The sequence below is a fragment of the Streptomyces sp. WM6372 genome (assembly GCF_001279655.1).
Taxonomy (GTDB): domain Bacteria; phylum Actinomycetota; class Actinomycetes; order Streptomycetales; family Streptomycetaceae; genus Streptomyces.
In genome coordinates this window covers 65,717-79,248 of sequence record NZ_LGDB01000186.1, presented here as the reverse complement: position 1 = coordinate 79,248, position 13,532 = coordinate 65,717, and the positions used below count along the sequence as shown (strand labels likewise).

Genomic DNA, 13,532 nt, shown 5'->3' with positions numbered 1-13,532 from the left:
GCCAGTCGGCGAGGGACGGGCCGGGGCCGGCGGGGGCGTGGGCGGGCTTCGGCGGGGGGCCGGGAGGGGGGCCGCCGACGGGGGGCGCTCCGGCCGGGGGCGGGCCCGCCGGCCGCGGGACGTGCCCGGCGCGCGGCGGCCGCTTCTCGTCCGTGCCGTACGTGCCGTCGGTGTCCATGAAACCCCTGCCCCCTGCCCGTGCCTGCGCTGCGTCGCTCAATGTAGTTGCCCGCAGGCGGCCGTGGGCCCCGTACGAGCCCCTGTGTCCGCAGCGTCCACAAGACAGGCGGCGGGACCTTCCTATGGCCGTCACGGACAAGGACACGCGGACACCACTCCCGAACGGAGCATGCAGTACCCCCTCCCCCGGGCCTAGCCTGCGGACAAAGACACAAGTGCGCCCGAAAACACCCCCCAGGAGCCCTCTATGACCGCTGTCCCGCAGGAGCGCCGCATCGTCACCGCGATCCCCGGCCCCAAGTCGCAGGAGCTGCAGGCCCGCCGCCTCGAGACGGTGGCCGGCGGCGTGGGCTCCGTGCTCCCCGTCTTCACGGCCCGCGCGGGTGGCGGCATCATCGAGGACGTCGACGGCAACCGCCTGATCGACTTCGGTTCCGGCATCGCCGTGACCTCCGTCGGTGCCTCCGCCGAGGCCGTCGTGCGCCGCGCCTCCGCGCAGCTCGCGGACTTCACCCACACCTGTTTCATGGTCACGCCGTACGAGGGCTACGTCGAGGTCTGCGAGGCGCTGGCCGAGCTGACCCCGGGCAACCACGCGAAGAAGTCGGCGCTGTTCAACTCCGGCGCCGAGGCCGTCGAGAACGCCGTCAAGATCGCCCGTGCGTACACCAAGCGCCAGGCCGTCGTCGTCTTCGACCACGGCTACCACGGCCGTACGAACCTCACGATGGCGCTGACCGCGAAGAACATGCCGTACAAGAACGGCTTCGGCCCGTTCGCCCCCGAGGTCTACCGCGTCCCGGTCGCCTACGGCTACCGCTGGCCCACCGGCGCCGAGAACTGCGGCCCCGAGGCCGCCGCCCAGGCGATCGACCAGATCACCAAGCAGATCGGCGCCGACAACGTCGCCGCGATCATCATCGAGCCGGTCCTCGGCGAGGGCGGCTTCATCGAGCCGGCCAAGGGCTTCCTGCCGGCGATCGTGCAGTTCGCCAACGACAACGGCATCGTCTTCGTCGCCGACGAGATCCAGTCCGGCTTCTGCCGCACCGGCCAGTGGTTCGCGTGCGAGGACGAGGGCATCGTCCCGGACCTGATCACCACCGCCAAGGGCATCGCGGGCGGTCTGCCGCTCGCCGCCGTGACGGGCCGCGCCGAGATCATGGACGCCGCGCACGCGGGCGGCCTGGGCGGCACCTACGGCGGCAACCCGGTGGCCTGCGCCGGTGCGCTGGGCTCCATCGAGACCATGAAGGAGCTCGACCTCAACGCCGCGGCGAAGAAGATCGAGTCCGTCATGAAGGCCCGCCTGACGGTCATGCAGGAGAAGTACGACATCATCGGCGACATCCGCGGCCGCGGCGCCATGATCGCGATCGAGCTCGTCAAGGACCCGGTCTCCAAGACCCCGTTCCCGGAGGCGGCCGGCGCGCTCGCCAAGGCCTGCCACGCCGAGGGCCTGCTCGTCCTCACCTGCGGCACCTACGGCAACGTGCTCCGCTTCCTCCCGCCGATCGTCATCGGCGAGGACCTGCTGAACGAGGGCCTGGACCTCATCGAGGCGGCGTTCGCGGCCATCGGCACGGACGTCTGAGCGACCCGCCGAACACCAGAGCCCGCCGGTACCCCCGGTAACGGGCAGGCACTGTGAAGAAGATGTGGGGGGCCGATGGCAGGAGCGCGTTCCTGCTGTCGGTCCCCTTTCCGCTGCCGTACGGTTTCTGCAGATGAGTGAGACACCCCGCTCCCGGGAAACCGGGGGCGACACCAGTACCGGGCTTCCCCAGCGCCGCACTGGGCCTGCGTTCGCGCACACTCCTCACCGATCGGACGGCCGTTCGCCCCAAACCCCCCGGGGCGCTCGGCAACCCGATCCGGGCGGCCGTCCCGGAACCATCCCCCCTGTTCCGGGACGGCCGGCCATCCTCCTCCTTCTCTCCCTGCTGGGGCTCGCCCTGACGACCTGGCAGGTCCTGGTCTCGGGCCCGCTGCTCGCGCCAGACGAGCGCCTCAGCCGCGCCCTGGTCCGCACGGTCCCCGACGCCGTCACCGAGCGCCTCTCCGACCTCGGCAACGCCCCGGTCGCCGTACCGGTCCTGGTCCTGGCGATGGCGTACTCCGTCCGGCGCTCCCGCGCCTGGGCCCCGGCCCTGACGGCGGGGCTGGCGATGGCCCTGGTCCCCGCGGTGATCGTGCCGCTGAAGGAGTGGACCGCCCGCCCCGGCCCCCTGGAGCCGTGGGCCGCCGGCTACTTCCCCTCGGGCCACACGGCCACTTCTGCCGTCGCGTACCTCGGCGCGGCCCTGCTGATCGGCCCGTACGCGCGCCGCCCCTGGCCCCTGGCCCTCGCCCTCCTCCTGACGGCCGCCACCGCGACCGGCCTGATCCTGCGCGGCTGGCACTGGCCCCTGGACGTCCTGGCCAGCTGTTTCCTGTGCACCCTCCTGCTGGTCCCCGTCGCCCACGCCGTCCGCCGCACCGCCGGAACCCCCTAGCCGCCGAAGTAGGCGTCGAAGTTCTTCGAGAACTCCCAGGCTCCGAAGCGGTCCCAGTTGATCGACCAGGTCATCAGCCCGCGCAGGGCGGGCCAGGTGCCGTGCGTCTGGTAGGTGCCGCAGCCGGTCTTCTTCGTCAGGCAGTCCAGTGCCTTGTTCACCTCGGCGGGCGGGGTGTGGCCGTTGCCCGCGTTGGTCGTGGCCGGGAGGCCGATGGCCACCTGGTCCGGGCGCAGCGGCGGGAAGACGCGCGCGGCGTTGCCCGCGACCGGGAACCCGGTGAGCAGCATGTCGGTCATGGCGATGTGGAAGTCCGCGCCGCCCATGGAGTGGTACTGGTTGTCGAGGCCCATGATCGAGCCCGAGTTGTAGTCCTGGACGTGGAGCAGGGTGAGGTCGTCGCGCAGGGCGTGGATGACCGGGAGGTAGGCGCCGGCGCGCGGGTCCTGGCCGCCCCAGGGGCCGGAGCCGTAGTACTGGTATCCCAGCTGGACGAAGAAGGTCTCCGGGGCCATGGTCAGGACGAAGTCCGGGCCGTACCTGGCCTTCAGCGTCCTGACGGCCGCGATGAGGTTCACGATCACCGGCGTGGTGGGCGAGCGGAAATCGGTGTCGCCGGTGGCGAGGGAGAGGGAGTGGCCCTCGAAGTCGATGTCGAGTCCGTCGAGCCCGTACTCGTCGATGATCTTGCTGACCGAGGAGACGAAGGTGTCGCGGGCGGCCGTGGTGGCGAGCTGGACCTGGCCGTTCTGGCCGCCGATCGAGATCAGGACCTTCTTGCCGGCCGCCTGCTTGGCCTTGACGGCCGCCTTGAACTCGGCCGCCGTTTCCGCGTTCGGGCACTCGCTGACCGGGCAGAGCGAGAAGCGGATGTCCCCCGAGGTCACCGACGTCGGTTCGCCGAACGCGAGGTTGATGACGTCCCACGAGGCGGGGACGTCGGCCATCCGGGTGTAGCCGGAGCCATTGGCGAAGCTCGCGTGGAGATAGCCGACCAGGGCGTGCGCCGGGAGGCCCGGGTTGCCCGGGTTGCCGCCGCTGCTCGTCGTGGAGGCGGAGACGGGGGCGCTCTTCGCGGACTCGCCGGCCGCGTTCACCGCGCCGACCTGGAAGGTGTACGAGGTGGACGCGGTGAGTCCGGTGACCGTCGTCGAGGTGCCGGTGGTGCTCACGGGCGCGGCGCCGTCCCGGTAGAGCGTGTACGAGGTGGCGCCGGGGGCGGCCGACCAGGAGAGGTTCAGGCTGTTCGCGGTGGCGCCGGACGCCGTGAGGCCGGTGGGGGCGGCCGGGGGCTGGGGCCGGCCGGGTCCGGAACCGCCCGGGTCGGGGCCGACGAGCGTGACGTCGTCCGTGAGGTGGGCGCCCTGGCCGTACCAGCCGTGCGTGTAGACGGTCACCGAGGTGGTGGCCGCGCCCGTACGGAACGTCGTGCTCAGCTGCTTCCAGGCGCCCGGGGTCTGCGCCCAGGTGGACACGTCGGTGGTGCCGGTCCCGGCGGCGCCGAGGTAGACGTACGCGCCCTGCACCCAGGCGGCGAGGGTGTACGTGGAGTCGGGCTTGACGGTGACGGTCTGGGAGCAGCGGGCGTTGTCCTGGCCGGCCGGGGTGGCCCTGAGGGCGGAACCGCCGCCGTGGACGGGGGTGGTGACGACGGCTCCGCTGCCGGCCGAGCAGCTCCAGCCGTCGAGCCCGGCTTCGAAGCCGCCGTTGCGGGCGAGGTCGGCGTCGGCCGCCGCGGCCGGCGGGCCCGCGGCGAGGAAGGCGGCCACCGCGAGGGCGGCCGCGGTGAACAGTGACACGGGTCTGCGCACAACTGCCTCCGGAACATGGGGGGATGGAGCCAGGCCGCCGGTGATGCGGCAGCGGCGCCCAACATGGTCCAGACCAATACCCTTGTCAAGGCTTGCGTCCCTCCTCCCCCGCCACCCGGGCCGCGGCCTCGTGCATCGCGAGCTCCAGCAGCACCGGATCGGTGAGCGTCCCGCGGCCGTCCGGGAGCACCAGCCAGCGCACCCCGCCCGTGGTCCGGCCGGGGTACGGGACCACGATCCAGGTCCCGCGCCCCGCCCCCCGAACGCCGGTCCCGATCCAGCGGGAGGCCGTACCCGGGGGCACGAAGAAGCCCAGCCGACGTGTCGATGTGCGGCTCCCCCGCGTGGCACCGGAGTCGGCGAGCACCGGGCCGGGCCGGTCGAGGAGCAGGGTCAGGACGTCGAGGGCGGCCTGCCCCAGCCCTCCGGGCAGGATCAGCACGTCCCACTGCCGGCCGGCGGGCAGCAGGGCGACCCCGAGGGGGTTGCGCTCCCACTCCCACCGGCAGGCGTCGGGATCCGGCGCCACCGATGCGAGCCATTCCACCGCGGTCTTGATCTCCGAGCCGTGCATCGCCCGGCCTCCGTTCTCTTCGGTGAGGGTTCCTCACCGGGAGAGAGCGGGGCCGGGCCCTGCGATGACGCGGGTTCGCCCACCCCGTGGTGGTGAAGCCGCTCACGGCATGAACCGCGGCGCGCGCCGGGGGCGGAGCGCGCGCCGGGCCGCCGAGCGGGGCCGGTCAGCTGTCGAAGCCGAGGCCGAGCTTGTCCAAGGCCTTCAGCCACAGGTTGCGGCGGCCGCCGCGGGCGTCCGCCCGGGCCAGGGACCACTTGGTGAGCGTGATTCCGGTCCAGGCGAAGGGCTCGGGCGGGAACGGCATCGGCCGGGACTTCACCATCTCCAGCTCGGTCCGCTCGGTGCGGGCCCCGTCCAGCAGGTCCAGCATCACGTCGGCGCCGAAGCGGGTGGCGCCGACCCCGAGCCCCGTGTAGCCGGCCGCGTAGGCGACCCTGCCGCCGTGCGCGGTGCCGAAGAAGGCGGAGAAGCGCGAGCAGGTGTCGATGGCCCCGCCCCAGGCGTGGCTGAACTTGATGCCCTCCAGCTGCGGGAACGCGGTGAAGAAGTGCTGCGCGAGCTTCAGGTACGTCTCGGGGCGGTGGTCGTACTCGGAGTCCAGCTTGCCGCGATAGGGGTAGATGGCGTCGTAGCCGCCCCACAGGATGCGGTTCTCCGGGGTGATGCGGAAGTAGTGGAACTGGTTGGCGCTGTCGCCCAGGCCCTGGCGGTTCTGCCAGCCGATGGCCTTCAGCTGGTCGGCGGTCAGCGGCTCGGTCATCAGGGCGTAGTCGTAGACCGGCACCGTGAACGGCCGGATCCGCTTGACCAGCGAGGGGAAGATGTTCGTGCCGAGCGCCACCCGCCGGGCGAAGATCCGCCCGTACGGGGTGCGTACGGCCATCCCGGCGCCCGAGGAGGTCAATGACAGCCCGCGGGTGTTCTCGTAGATCCGCACGCCCAGCGACAGGCAGGCCTCCTTGAGGCCCCAGGCCAGCTTCGCCGGGTTGAGCATGGCGACGCCGTCGGTGTCCCACAGCCCCGCGAGGAACGTCGGCGAGTCGACCTCGGCGCGCAGTTCCTCGCGGTCCAGCCAGCGCGAGCCGCCCGCGAGGCCCAGCTTCCCGGCCTCCTCGTACAGCTCGCGCAGTTCCTCGACCTGGTGGGGCTCGGTGGCCACGTCGATCTCGCCGGTGCGCTCGAAGTCGCAGTCGATGCCGTAGCGGGCGATGGCCGCCTCGATCTCGTCGAGGTTGCGGGCGCCCATCTCCTCCAGCTTGGCGAGCTCGCCCGGCCAGCGGGCCATGCCGTTGGCCAGGCCGTGCGTGAGGGAGGCGGCGCAGAATCCGCCGTTGCGGCCGGAGGCGGCCCAGCCCGCCTCCTTCGACTCGATCAGGACGACGTCCCGGGCGGGATCGCGCTCCTTGGCGATCAGCGCCGTCCACAGTCCGCTGTACCCGCCGCCGATGACGAGCAGGTCGCAGGCCTCGTCGGAGGTCAGCGCCGGCTGCGCGGCGGGCTTGCCGGGGTCGTCCAGCCAGTACGAGACCGGCAGTGCTTCGGAAAGGGATTGAGCAACACTTCGCATGGCGACTGGGGCCATGTCTTCCAACTCCCTACAGAGTTACTTGGGCTGTGCGTTCTTGCGGCGGTTGCCGACCATCTGGCCGACGAGCACCACCAGCACCGCGATGACGAACATCGCCGTACCGATGACGTTGATCTGTACAGGCGTACCGCGCTGGGCCGAGCCCCACACGAACATGGGGAAGGTGACGGTGTTGCCCGAGTTGAAGTTGGTGATGATGAAGTCGTCGAACGAGAGCGCGAACGAGAGCAGCGCGCCGGCCGCGATACCGGGCGCCGCGATCGGCAGCGTGACCCGTACGAACGTCTGCACCGGGCCCGCGTAGAGGTCGCGGGCGGCCTCCTCCAGCCGCGGGTCCATCGACAGGACGCGCGCCTTGACGGCCGCGACGACGAAGCTGAGGCAGAACATGATGTGGGCGATCAGGATCGTCCAGAAGCCCAGCTGGATGCCCATGTTGAGGAAGAGGGCGAGCAGCGAGGCCGCCATCACGATCTCGGGCATGGCCATCGGCAGGAAGATCAGCGAGTTGACCGCGCCGCGCGCCCGGAACCGGTAGCGCACCAGCGCGAAGGCGATGGCCGTGCCGAGGACGGTGGCGCCGATGGTGGCCCACACGGCGATCTGGAGCGACAGGGACAGCGAGCCGCACAGGTCGGCGACCCCGCAGGGGTCCTTCCAGGCGTCGAGCGAGAACTCCTGCCAGGCGTAGTTGAACCGCCCGGCGGGGTTGTTGAAGGAGAAGACCGTCACGACGACGTTCGGCAGGATCATGTACGCGAGCGTGCCGAGGCCGAAGATGACGACGAGATTGCGCCGGAGCCAACGCATCAGACCAGGTCCTCCGTCCCCGCTCGGCGGATGTAGATGGTGACCATGATCAGCACGATGGCCATGAGGATGAAGGACAGCGCGGCGGCCGTCGGGTAGTCGAGGATGCGCAGGTACTGCGACTGGATGACGTTGCCGATCATCCGGGTGTCCGTGGAGCCGAGCAGTTCGGCGTTGACGTAGTCGCCGCTCGCCGGGATGAAGGTGAGCAGGGTCCCGGAGACCACGCCCGGCATGGAGAGCGGGAAGGTCACCTTCCGGAAGGTGGTGGAGGGGCGGGCGTACAGGTCCCCGGCCGCCTCGTGGAGGCGGGTGTCGATGCGCTCCAGCGAGGTGTAGAGCGGCAGGATCATGAAGGGGAGGAAGTTGTACGTCAGACCGCAGACCACCGCGAGCGGCGTGGCCAGCACCCGGTCGCCCTGGGTCATCCCGAGCCAGCTGGTGACGTCCAGGACGTGCAGGGTGTTGAGGACATCCACCACCGGTCCGCCGTCGGCCAGGATCGTCTTCCAGGCCAGGGTGCGGATCAGGAAGCTGGTGAAGAACGGGGCGATGACCAGCACCAGCAGAAGGTTGCGCCAGCGTCCCGCCTTGAAGGCGATCAGGTAGGCCAGCGGATAACCGAGCAGCAGGCACAGCACGGTCGCGGTGCCGGCGTAGAGCAGGGAGCGCAGGAACTGCGGGTAGTACTCGGTGAGGGCGTCCCAGTACGTCTGGAAGTGCCAGGTGACCTTGAAGCCCTCTTCGAGGGAGCCGGTCTGCACCGAGGTGGAGGCCTGGTAGATCATCGGCAGGACGAAGAACACCAGCAGCCACAGGATGCCCGGGATCAGCAGCCAGTACGGGACCAGCCGCTTGCGCAGGGACGGCTTGTGGACCGGGGGTTCGGTGGCGGCCTCGGCCTCCGGTGGCGCGACGGTGGCGGTCATGCGCCCTCCTCGACCGTCTCGATGCCCGCGTCGATGTCTTGAGCGGCGTCGAGGCCGAAGGTGTGCTCCGGGTTCCAGTGCAGGACGACCTCGGCGCCGGGGGCGAGGCGGGCGTCGCGTTCGATGTTCTGGACGTACACCTCCAGCTCCGGGCAGACGGGGCTGTCGATGACGTACTGGGTGGAGACGCCGATGAAGGAGGAGGCGGCTATCGTGCCGCGGACCTTGTTGCGGCCGGCCGCGACGGTGTCCTCCTCGTCCGCGTGGACCAGGGATATCTTCTCGGGACGCACCCCGACCAGCAGCTTTCCGCCGGCCTTGGGCGTGGTCGAACATCGGGCCGCGGGCAGCCGCAGCTTCGTCCCCGCGGAGCTGACCGTCACGTCGGCGCCGCCCGCCTCCAGGACCTCGGCCTCGATGAGGTTGGAGGTGCCGAGGAAGTTGGCAACGAAGGTGGTCTTCGGGTTCTCGTACAGGTCGGCGGGGGCGCCCAGCTGCTCGACGCGGCCGCCGTTCATCACGGCGACCGTGTCGGCCATGGTCATGGCCTCCTCCTGGTCGTGCGTGACGTGCACGAAGGTGATGCCGACCTCGGTCTGGATCCGCTTGAGCTCCAGCTGCATCTGGCGGCGCAGCTTGAGGTCCAGGGCGCCGAGGGGCTCGTCGAGGAGGAGCACCTGCGGGTGGTTGATGAGCGCGCGGGCGACGGCCACGCGCTGCTGCTGGCCGCCGGAGAGCTGGTGCGGCTTGCGCTGGGCGAACTGACCCAGCTCGACCAGCTCCAGCATGTCGTCGACCTGCTTCTTGACGGACTTGATGCCGCGGCGGCGCAGTCCGAAGGCCACGTTCTCGTAGATGTTCAGGTGCGGGAAGAGCGCGTAGCTCTGGAACACCGTGTTGACCGGGCGCTTGTACGGCGGCAGCTGGGTGACCTCCCGGTCGCCGAGGCTGACCGTGCCGGTGGAGGGCTCCTCCAGACCGGCGATCATGCGCAGGGTGGTGGTCTTCCCGCAGCCCGAGGCGCCGAGCAGGGCGAAGAAGGAGCCCTGGGGGATGGTGAGATCCAGCGGGTGCACGGCGGTGAACGAGCCGTAGTGCTTGCTGATCCCGGCGAGGCGGACGTCGCCGCCCGCAGTCTTGTCAGTCATGGGTCGCGGCCTTCGGTGGTGGTGTCGTCGGAAGGGTGCGGGGCGCGGATGCCGGCACGGGGGGAAGGGGTTCGTCAGGCTCCGATGAGCTTGGCGAACTTCTCCTCGTACGCGGTCTCTTCCTCACTGCTGAGGGAGCGGAAGGCGCGGGCCTTGGCCGCCATCGCCTTGTCCGGAATGATCAAGGGGTTGTCCGCGAGCGCGGGGTCGATCTTCGCAAGGTCTTCCTTGACGCCTTCGACGGGGCACACGTAGCTGATGAACGCGGCCAGCTGGGCGGCGATCGGCGGCTCGTAGTAGAAGTCGATCAGCTTCTCGGCGTTGGCCTTGTGCCGGGCATGGGCGGGGACCAGCAGGTTGTCGCTGGAGGTGATGTAGCCGGGCGCCGGTATCGCGTACTTGATGTCCGGGTTGCCGGCCTGGAGCTGGATGACGTCTCCGGCCCAGGCCAGGCAGGCGGCGAGGTCGCCCTTGTCGAGGTCCGCCGTGTAGTCGTTGCCGGTGAAGCGGCGGATCTGCTTGGTGTCGACGCCCTTCTGGAGCCGGCCGATGGCGCCGTCGAAGTCGGCGGTGGTGAAGTTCGCCGGGTCCTTGCCCTGGTCGAGCAGGGTCATGCCGACGCTGTCGCGCATCTCGGTGAGGAAGCCGACGCGGCCCTTGAGGGAGGGGTCGTCCAGCAGCTGCGTGACGGAGTCGACCTTCTTGCCCTCGGTGGCCTTCACGTTGTAGGCGATGACGGTGTCGATGCCGGTCCAGGGGTAGCTGTACGAGCGGCCCGGGTCCCAGTCGGGGTTGCGGAACTGCGGGATCAGGTTGGCGTAGGCGTGCGGGAGGTGGGAGGGGTCCAGCTTCTGCGCCCAGCCGAGCCGGATGATGCGGGCGGCGAGCCAGTCGGTGACGACGATCAGGTCGCGGCCGGTGTCCTGGCCGGCCGCCAGCTGCGGGCGGACCTTGCCGAAGAACTCGACGTTGTCGTTGATGTCCTCGGTGTACTTGACCTTGATCCCGGTCCGCTTGGCGAACTCGTCCAGCGTGGGGTGGCTCTTCTCGTCCTCGCTGGTGTCCATGTACTCGGTCCAGTTGGAGAAGTTGAGCTCCTTCTCCTCGGCCGAGCGGTCGTCGGAGGCGGCAGCCGTGTCACCCGCGCGCTTGGCCGGCGGGATGCCGCAGGCGGACAGGGAGGCCAGTCCGCCGAGGGTGAGCGCTCCGACACCGGAGGCGCGCAACAGCGAGCGGCGGGTGAGGGCGCCGCGCCCGCTGGTGAGGCTGCGCCGCATCGCGGCGAGTTGCGCCGCCGAGAGGCGGTCGGGCTCGAACTGCTCCATGAGCTGCCCTTTCGGGAGGGGTGGCGCCGCTGGTCAGGCGGCCGGCTGCCACTCGGCGAGAGCCGAAGACGGTTAGGTGCGGTCCCCGAAGATGGTGCGGTGCCAGTCCTTGGCGGCCACCGCGGTGTTGTCGTACATCACGTGCTTGACCTGCGTGTACTCCTCGAAGGAGTAGGCGCTCATGTCCTTTCCGAAGCCACTCGCCTTGTAGCCGCCGTGGGGCATCTCGCTGATGATCGGAATGTGGTCGTTGACCCAGACGCAGCCCGCCTTGATCTCGCGGGTGGCGCGGCCGGCCCGGTAGACGTCGCGGCTCCAGGCGGAGGCGGCCAGTCCGTACGGGGTGTCGTTGGCCAGCTCGATGCCCTCATCGTCGGTGTCGAAGGGCAGGACGACGAGGACCGGGCCGAAGATCTCGGACTGGACGACCTCGCTGTCCTGAGCGGCGCCGGAGACGAGGGTGGGCCGGTAGTACGCGCCCTCGGCGAGCTCGCCGCCCGGGATCTCACCGCCGGTGACGACGGTGGCGTAGCCCCGGGCGCGCTCGACGAAGCCGGCGACCCGGTCGCGCTGGGCGTGCGAGACCAGCGGACCGAGGTCGGTGGCCGGGTCGAACGGGTCGCCGAGGCGGACGGACTCCATCAGCCCGGCCACGCGGGCGACGAAGGCGTCGTGCAGGGGGCGCTGGACGTACGCGCGGGTGGCGGCGGTGCAGTCCTGGCCGGTGTTGATCAGGGAGGCGGCGACGGCGCCGTGGGCGGCGGCCTCCAGGTCGGCGTCGTCGAAGACCAGGAAGGGGGCCTTTCCGCCGAGCTCCAGGTGGAGCCGCTTGACGGTGGCCGTGGCGATCTCGGCGACCCGCTTGCCGACGGCGGTGGAGCCGGTGAAGGAGGTCATGACCACGTCCGGGTGGCCGACCAGGTGCTCGCCCGCGTCCCGGCCGGCGCCGGTGACGATGTTGACCACGCCGTCGGGCAGGCCCGCGTCCTTGGCCGCCTGGGCGAACATCAGGGAGGTCAGCGGGGTCAACTCGGCGGGCTTCAGGACGATCGTGTTGCCCGCGGCGATCGCCGGGAGGATCTTCCAGGCGGCCATCTGGAGCGGATAGTTCCAGGGCGCGATGGAGCCGACGACCCCGATGGCCTCGCGGCGTACGTAGGAGGTGTGGTCCCCTGAGTACTCGGCCGCCGCCTGCCCCTGGAGGTGCCGGGCGGCGCCCGCGAAGAAGGCGGTGTTGTCGATGGTTCCGGGTACGTCGAACTCGGTGGACAGCTTGATCGGCTTGCCGCACTGGAGGGATTCCGCGTACGCGAAGTCCTCCGCCTGCTCGGCGAGCACGGCGGCCAGCCGGTGCAGGGCGTCGGAGCGCTCCCCGGGGGTGGCCGAGGACCAGGCCGGGAAGGCCCGCTTGGCGGCGGCGACGGCCTCGTCGACGTCGGCGGTGGAGGCCAGCTCGTACGTGAGCACCTCCTCGCCCGTCGCAGGGTTGACGATGGTGTGCGACCGCCCGGACGTACCGGACCTCAGCTGCCCGTCGATGTACTGTGCGCCGTCTGCGAAGCGGTCCTTGACCTGGAAGCGATTACCCATGACGCTCTCACGCTCTCCGTAGCTTCAGCTCGAATTGAGTGCCGATCCTGGCAGAGGTGTTCCCCACCGCCAAGGGATTCCGTTGTTGCCTTTTGATTACGCGACGGAATCGGTCGACCATGTGTCGAGGCGCGCCCCAAATCCCGTACGAAGTGTCAGTGGCGACTGCCAGACTCGCGTGCATGGAGAAGATCGACAAGTTGATCGAGCAGGTCAGCCGTGGTGAGCGGGTGAAGTACCTGCCGTTCTGGGGGCACCGGCCGCGCCCCGACGGAAAGCTCGGCCCCAGCTGCATGAGCCAGTGGTGGCCCTCGCCCTTCACCGTGGGTGATGTCCGGTACGAGACGGCCGAGCACTGGATGATGGCCGGCAAGGCCCGGCTGTTCGCGGACCCGGAAGCGGAGCGCGCCGCGCTGGAGGCGAAGACTCCGGCGGAGGCCAAGAAGGCCGGGCGGCTGGTGCGCGGCTTCGACGACGCGATATGGGCGCGGGAGCGGTTCTCGCTGGTGGTGGAGGGCAGCGTGCACAAGTTCGCGTCCAGTCCGCAGCTGCGCGCGTACCTGCTCTCCACCGGGGACCGGGTGCTGGTGGAGGCGAGCCCGATGGACCGCGTCTGGGGCATCGGGCTGGCCGCGGACGACGAGCGCGCCCTGGACCCGGCCCGCTGGCGCGGGCTGAACCTGCTGGGCTTCGCGCTGATGGAAGCCCGCGACCGGCTGCGTACCGAGTCCTGAAACGGTGCCGCGGACGGGATCTTAAATCCGTGGCGGGCCGACCGTCGGCCCGCCTACCGTAGGACTCGTCCAGGTGCGCAGGCGAGACCTACTTCCACTCTTAATGGGCAGGTCACGGGTTCGAGTCCCGTCACCGGTTTTCGGGCCGGTGTAGCTCAGTTGGCAGAGCAGCACGTGGTTTCGCCGACCTCGAACTCTGGACACCACGTCACGCACCTCCCGGTGCGCGGGCTGCGGCTCCTTCTTTCGCAGAGAATCCCAAGCCGCCGCCACCTTGATCTCGGGAGGCACGCGTGCGGGATGCCCGGTGCGCAGGCGACGGCTACTTCCGGATCGACGGGTCGC

At 70.4% G+C, this 13,532-nt stretch carries 11 protein-coding genes; 3 read left to right on the top strand and 8 right to left on the bottom strand.

Features of this window, described 5'->3' with window-relative positions; all coding sequences use genetic code 11:
• Positions 1–427 precede the first annotated feature (427 nt).
• Positions 428–1,774: a 4-aminobutyrate--2-oxoglutarate transaminase gene (gene gabT / locus ADK52_RS19585; RefSeq protein ID WP_053691126.1), complete on the top strand. Its 1,347-nt coding sequence runs from the start codon at positions 428–430 to the stop codon at positions 1,772–1,774.
• Between the two features lie 133 nt (positions 1,775–1,907).
• A complete protein-coding gene (locus tag ADK52_RS19580) occupies positions 1,908–2,675 on the top strand; it encodes a phosphatase PAP2 family protein (RefSeq protein WP_053691125.1) in 768 nt (255 codons plus the stop codon).
• Here ADK52_RS19580 and ADK52_RS19575 read toward each other — a convergent pair.
• The 8 genes from ADK52_RS19575 to ADK52_RS19540 form a co-directional block, all read right to left on the bottom strand.
• On the bottom strand, positions 2,672–4,486 hold the full coding sequence (locus ADK52_RS19575) for a chitinase (protein WP_053691124.1): 1,815 nt from the start codon (positions 4,484–4,486) through the stop codon (positions 2,672–2,674). The two genes, ADK52_RS19580 and ADK52_RS19575, sit on opposite strands and share 4 nt — an antisense overlap.
• A gap of 85 nt (positions 4,487–4,571) precedes the next feature.
• The gene (locus ADK52_RS19570; protein ID WP_053691123.1) at positions 4,572–5,060 is read right to left on the bottom strand and encodes a hypothetical protein; all 489 of its coding nucleotides are present in this window, start codon (positions 5,058–5,060) and stop codon (positions 4,572–4,574) included.
• Between the two features lie 166 nt (positions 5,061–5,226).
• Positions 5,227–6,645, bottom strand: coding sequence for an NAD(P)/FAD-dependent oxidoreductase (locus ADK52_RS19565; RefSeq protein WP_053691122.1), 1,419 nt, complete (start codon positions 6,643–6,645; stop codon positions 5,227–5,229).
• Positions 6,646–6,666: 21 nt separating this feature from the next.
• A complete protein-coding gene (locus ADK52_RS19560) occupies positions 6,667–7,461 on the bottom strand; it encodes an ABC transporter permease (protein WP_053691121.1) in 795 nt (264 codons plus the stop codon).
• Entirely contained in the window at positions 7,461–8,390 is a 930-nt protein-coding gene (locus ADK52_RS19555) for an ABC transporter permease (protein WP_053691120.1), read from the bottom strand. Before ADK52_RS19555 ends, ADK52_RS19560 begins: the two co-directional genes overlap by 1 nt.
• Positions 8,387–9,538, bottom strand: a complete 1,152-nt coding sequence (locus ADK52_RS19550) for an ABC transporter ATP-binding protein (RefSeq protein WP_053691119.1) — start codon at positions 9,536–9,538, stop codon at positions 8,387–8,389. The genes ADK52_RS19555 and ADK52_RS19550 overlap by 4 nt, the downstream gene beginning before the upstream one ends.
• Before the next feature lie 74 nt (positions 9,539–9,612).
• Complete coding sequence (locus ADK52_RS19545) at positions 9,613–10,863, bottom strand: polyamine ABC transporter substrate-binding protein (RefSeq protein WP_053691118.1); 1,251 nt, start codon at positions 10,861–10,863, stop codon at positions 9,613–9,615.
• A 72-nt stretch (positions 10,864–10,935) separates the two neighbouring features.
• Complete coding sequence (locus ADK52_RS19540; protein ID WP_053691117.1) at positions 10,936–12,453, bottom strand: gamma-aminobutyraldehyde dehydrogenase; 1,518 nt, start codon at positions 12,451–12,453, stop codon at positions 10,936–10,938.
• Positions 12,454–12,635: 182 nt separating this feature from the next.
• Between ADK52_RS19540 and ADK52_RS19535 the strand changes: the two genes are divergently transcribed.
• Entirely contained in the window at positions 12,636–13,187 is a 552-nt protein-coding gene (locus tag ADK52_RS19535) for an NADAR family protein (RefSeq protein WP_053691116.1), read from the top strand.
• Positions 13,188–13,532 lie beyond the last annotated feature (345 nt).

Excerpts from the sequence above, each read along its gene's own strand:
- ADK52_RS19535 (WP_053691116.1), top strand. The coding sequence starts at position 12,636 with ATGGAGAAGATCGACAAGTTGATCGAGCAGGTCAGCCGTGGTGAGCGG.
- ADK52_RS19545 (WP_053691118.1), bottom strand. The coding sequence starts at position 10,863 with ATGGAGCAGTTCGAGCCCGACCGCCTCTCGGCGGCGCAACTCGCCGCG.
- ADK52_RS19550 (WP_053691119.1), bottom strand. The coding sequence starts at position 9,538 with ATGACTGACAAGACTGCGGGCGGCGACGTCCGCCTCGCCGGGATCAGC.
- ADK52_RS19540 (WP_053691117.1), bottom strand. The coding sequence starts at position 12,453 with ATGGGTAATCGCTTCCAGGTCAAGGACCGCTTCGCAGACGGCGCACAG.
- ADK52_RS19580 (WP_053691125.1), top strand. The coding sequence starts at position 1,908 with ATGAGTGAGACACCCCGCTCCCGGGAAACCGGGGGCGACACCAGTACC.
- gabT (WP_053691126.1), top strand. The coding sequence starts at position 428 with ATGACCGCTGTCCCGCAGGAGCGCCGCATCGTCACCGCGATCCCCGGC.
- ADK52_RS19560 (WP_053691121.1), bottom strand. The coding sequence starts at position 7,461 with ATGCGTTGGCTCCGGCGCAATCTCGTCGTCATCTTCGGCCTCGGCACG.
- ADK52_RS19570 (WP_053691123.1), bottom strand. The coding sequence starts at position 5,060 with ATGCACGGCTCGGAGATCAAGACCGCGGTGGAATGGCTCGCATCGGTG.
- ADK52_RS19555 (WP_053691120.1), bottom strand. The coding sequence starts at position 8,390 with ATGACCGCCACCGTCGCGCCACCGGAGGCCGAGGCCGCCACCGAACCC.
- ADK52_RS19565 (WP_053691122.1), bottom strand. The coding sequence starts at position 6,645 with ATGGCCCCAGTCGCCATGCGAAGTGTTGCTCAATCCCTTTCCGAAGCA.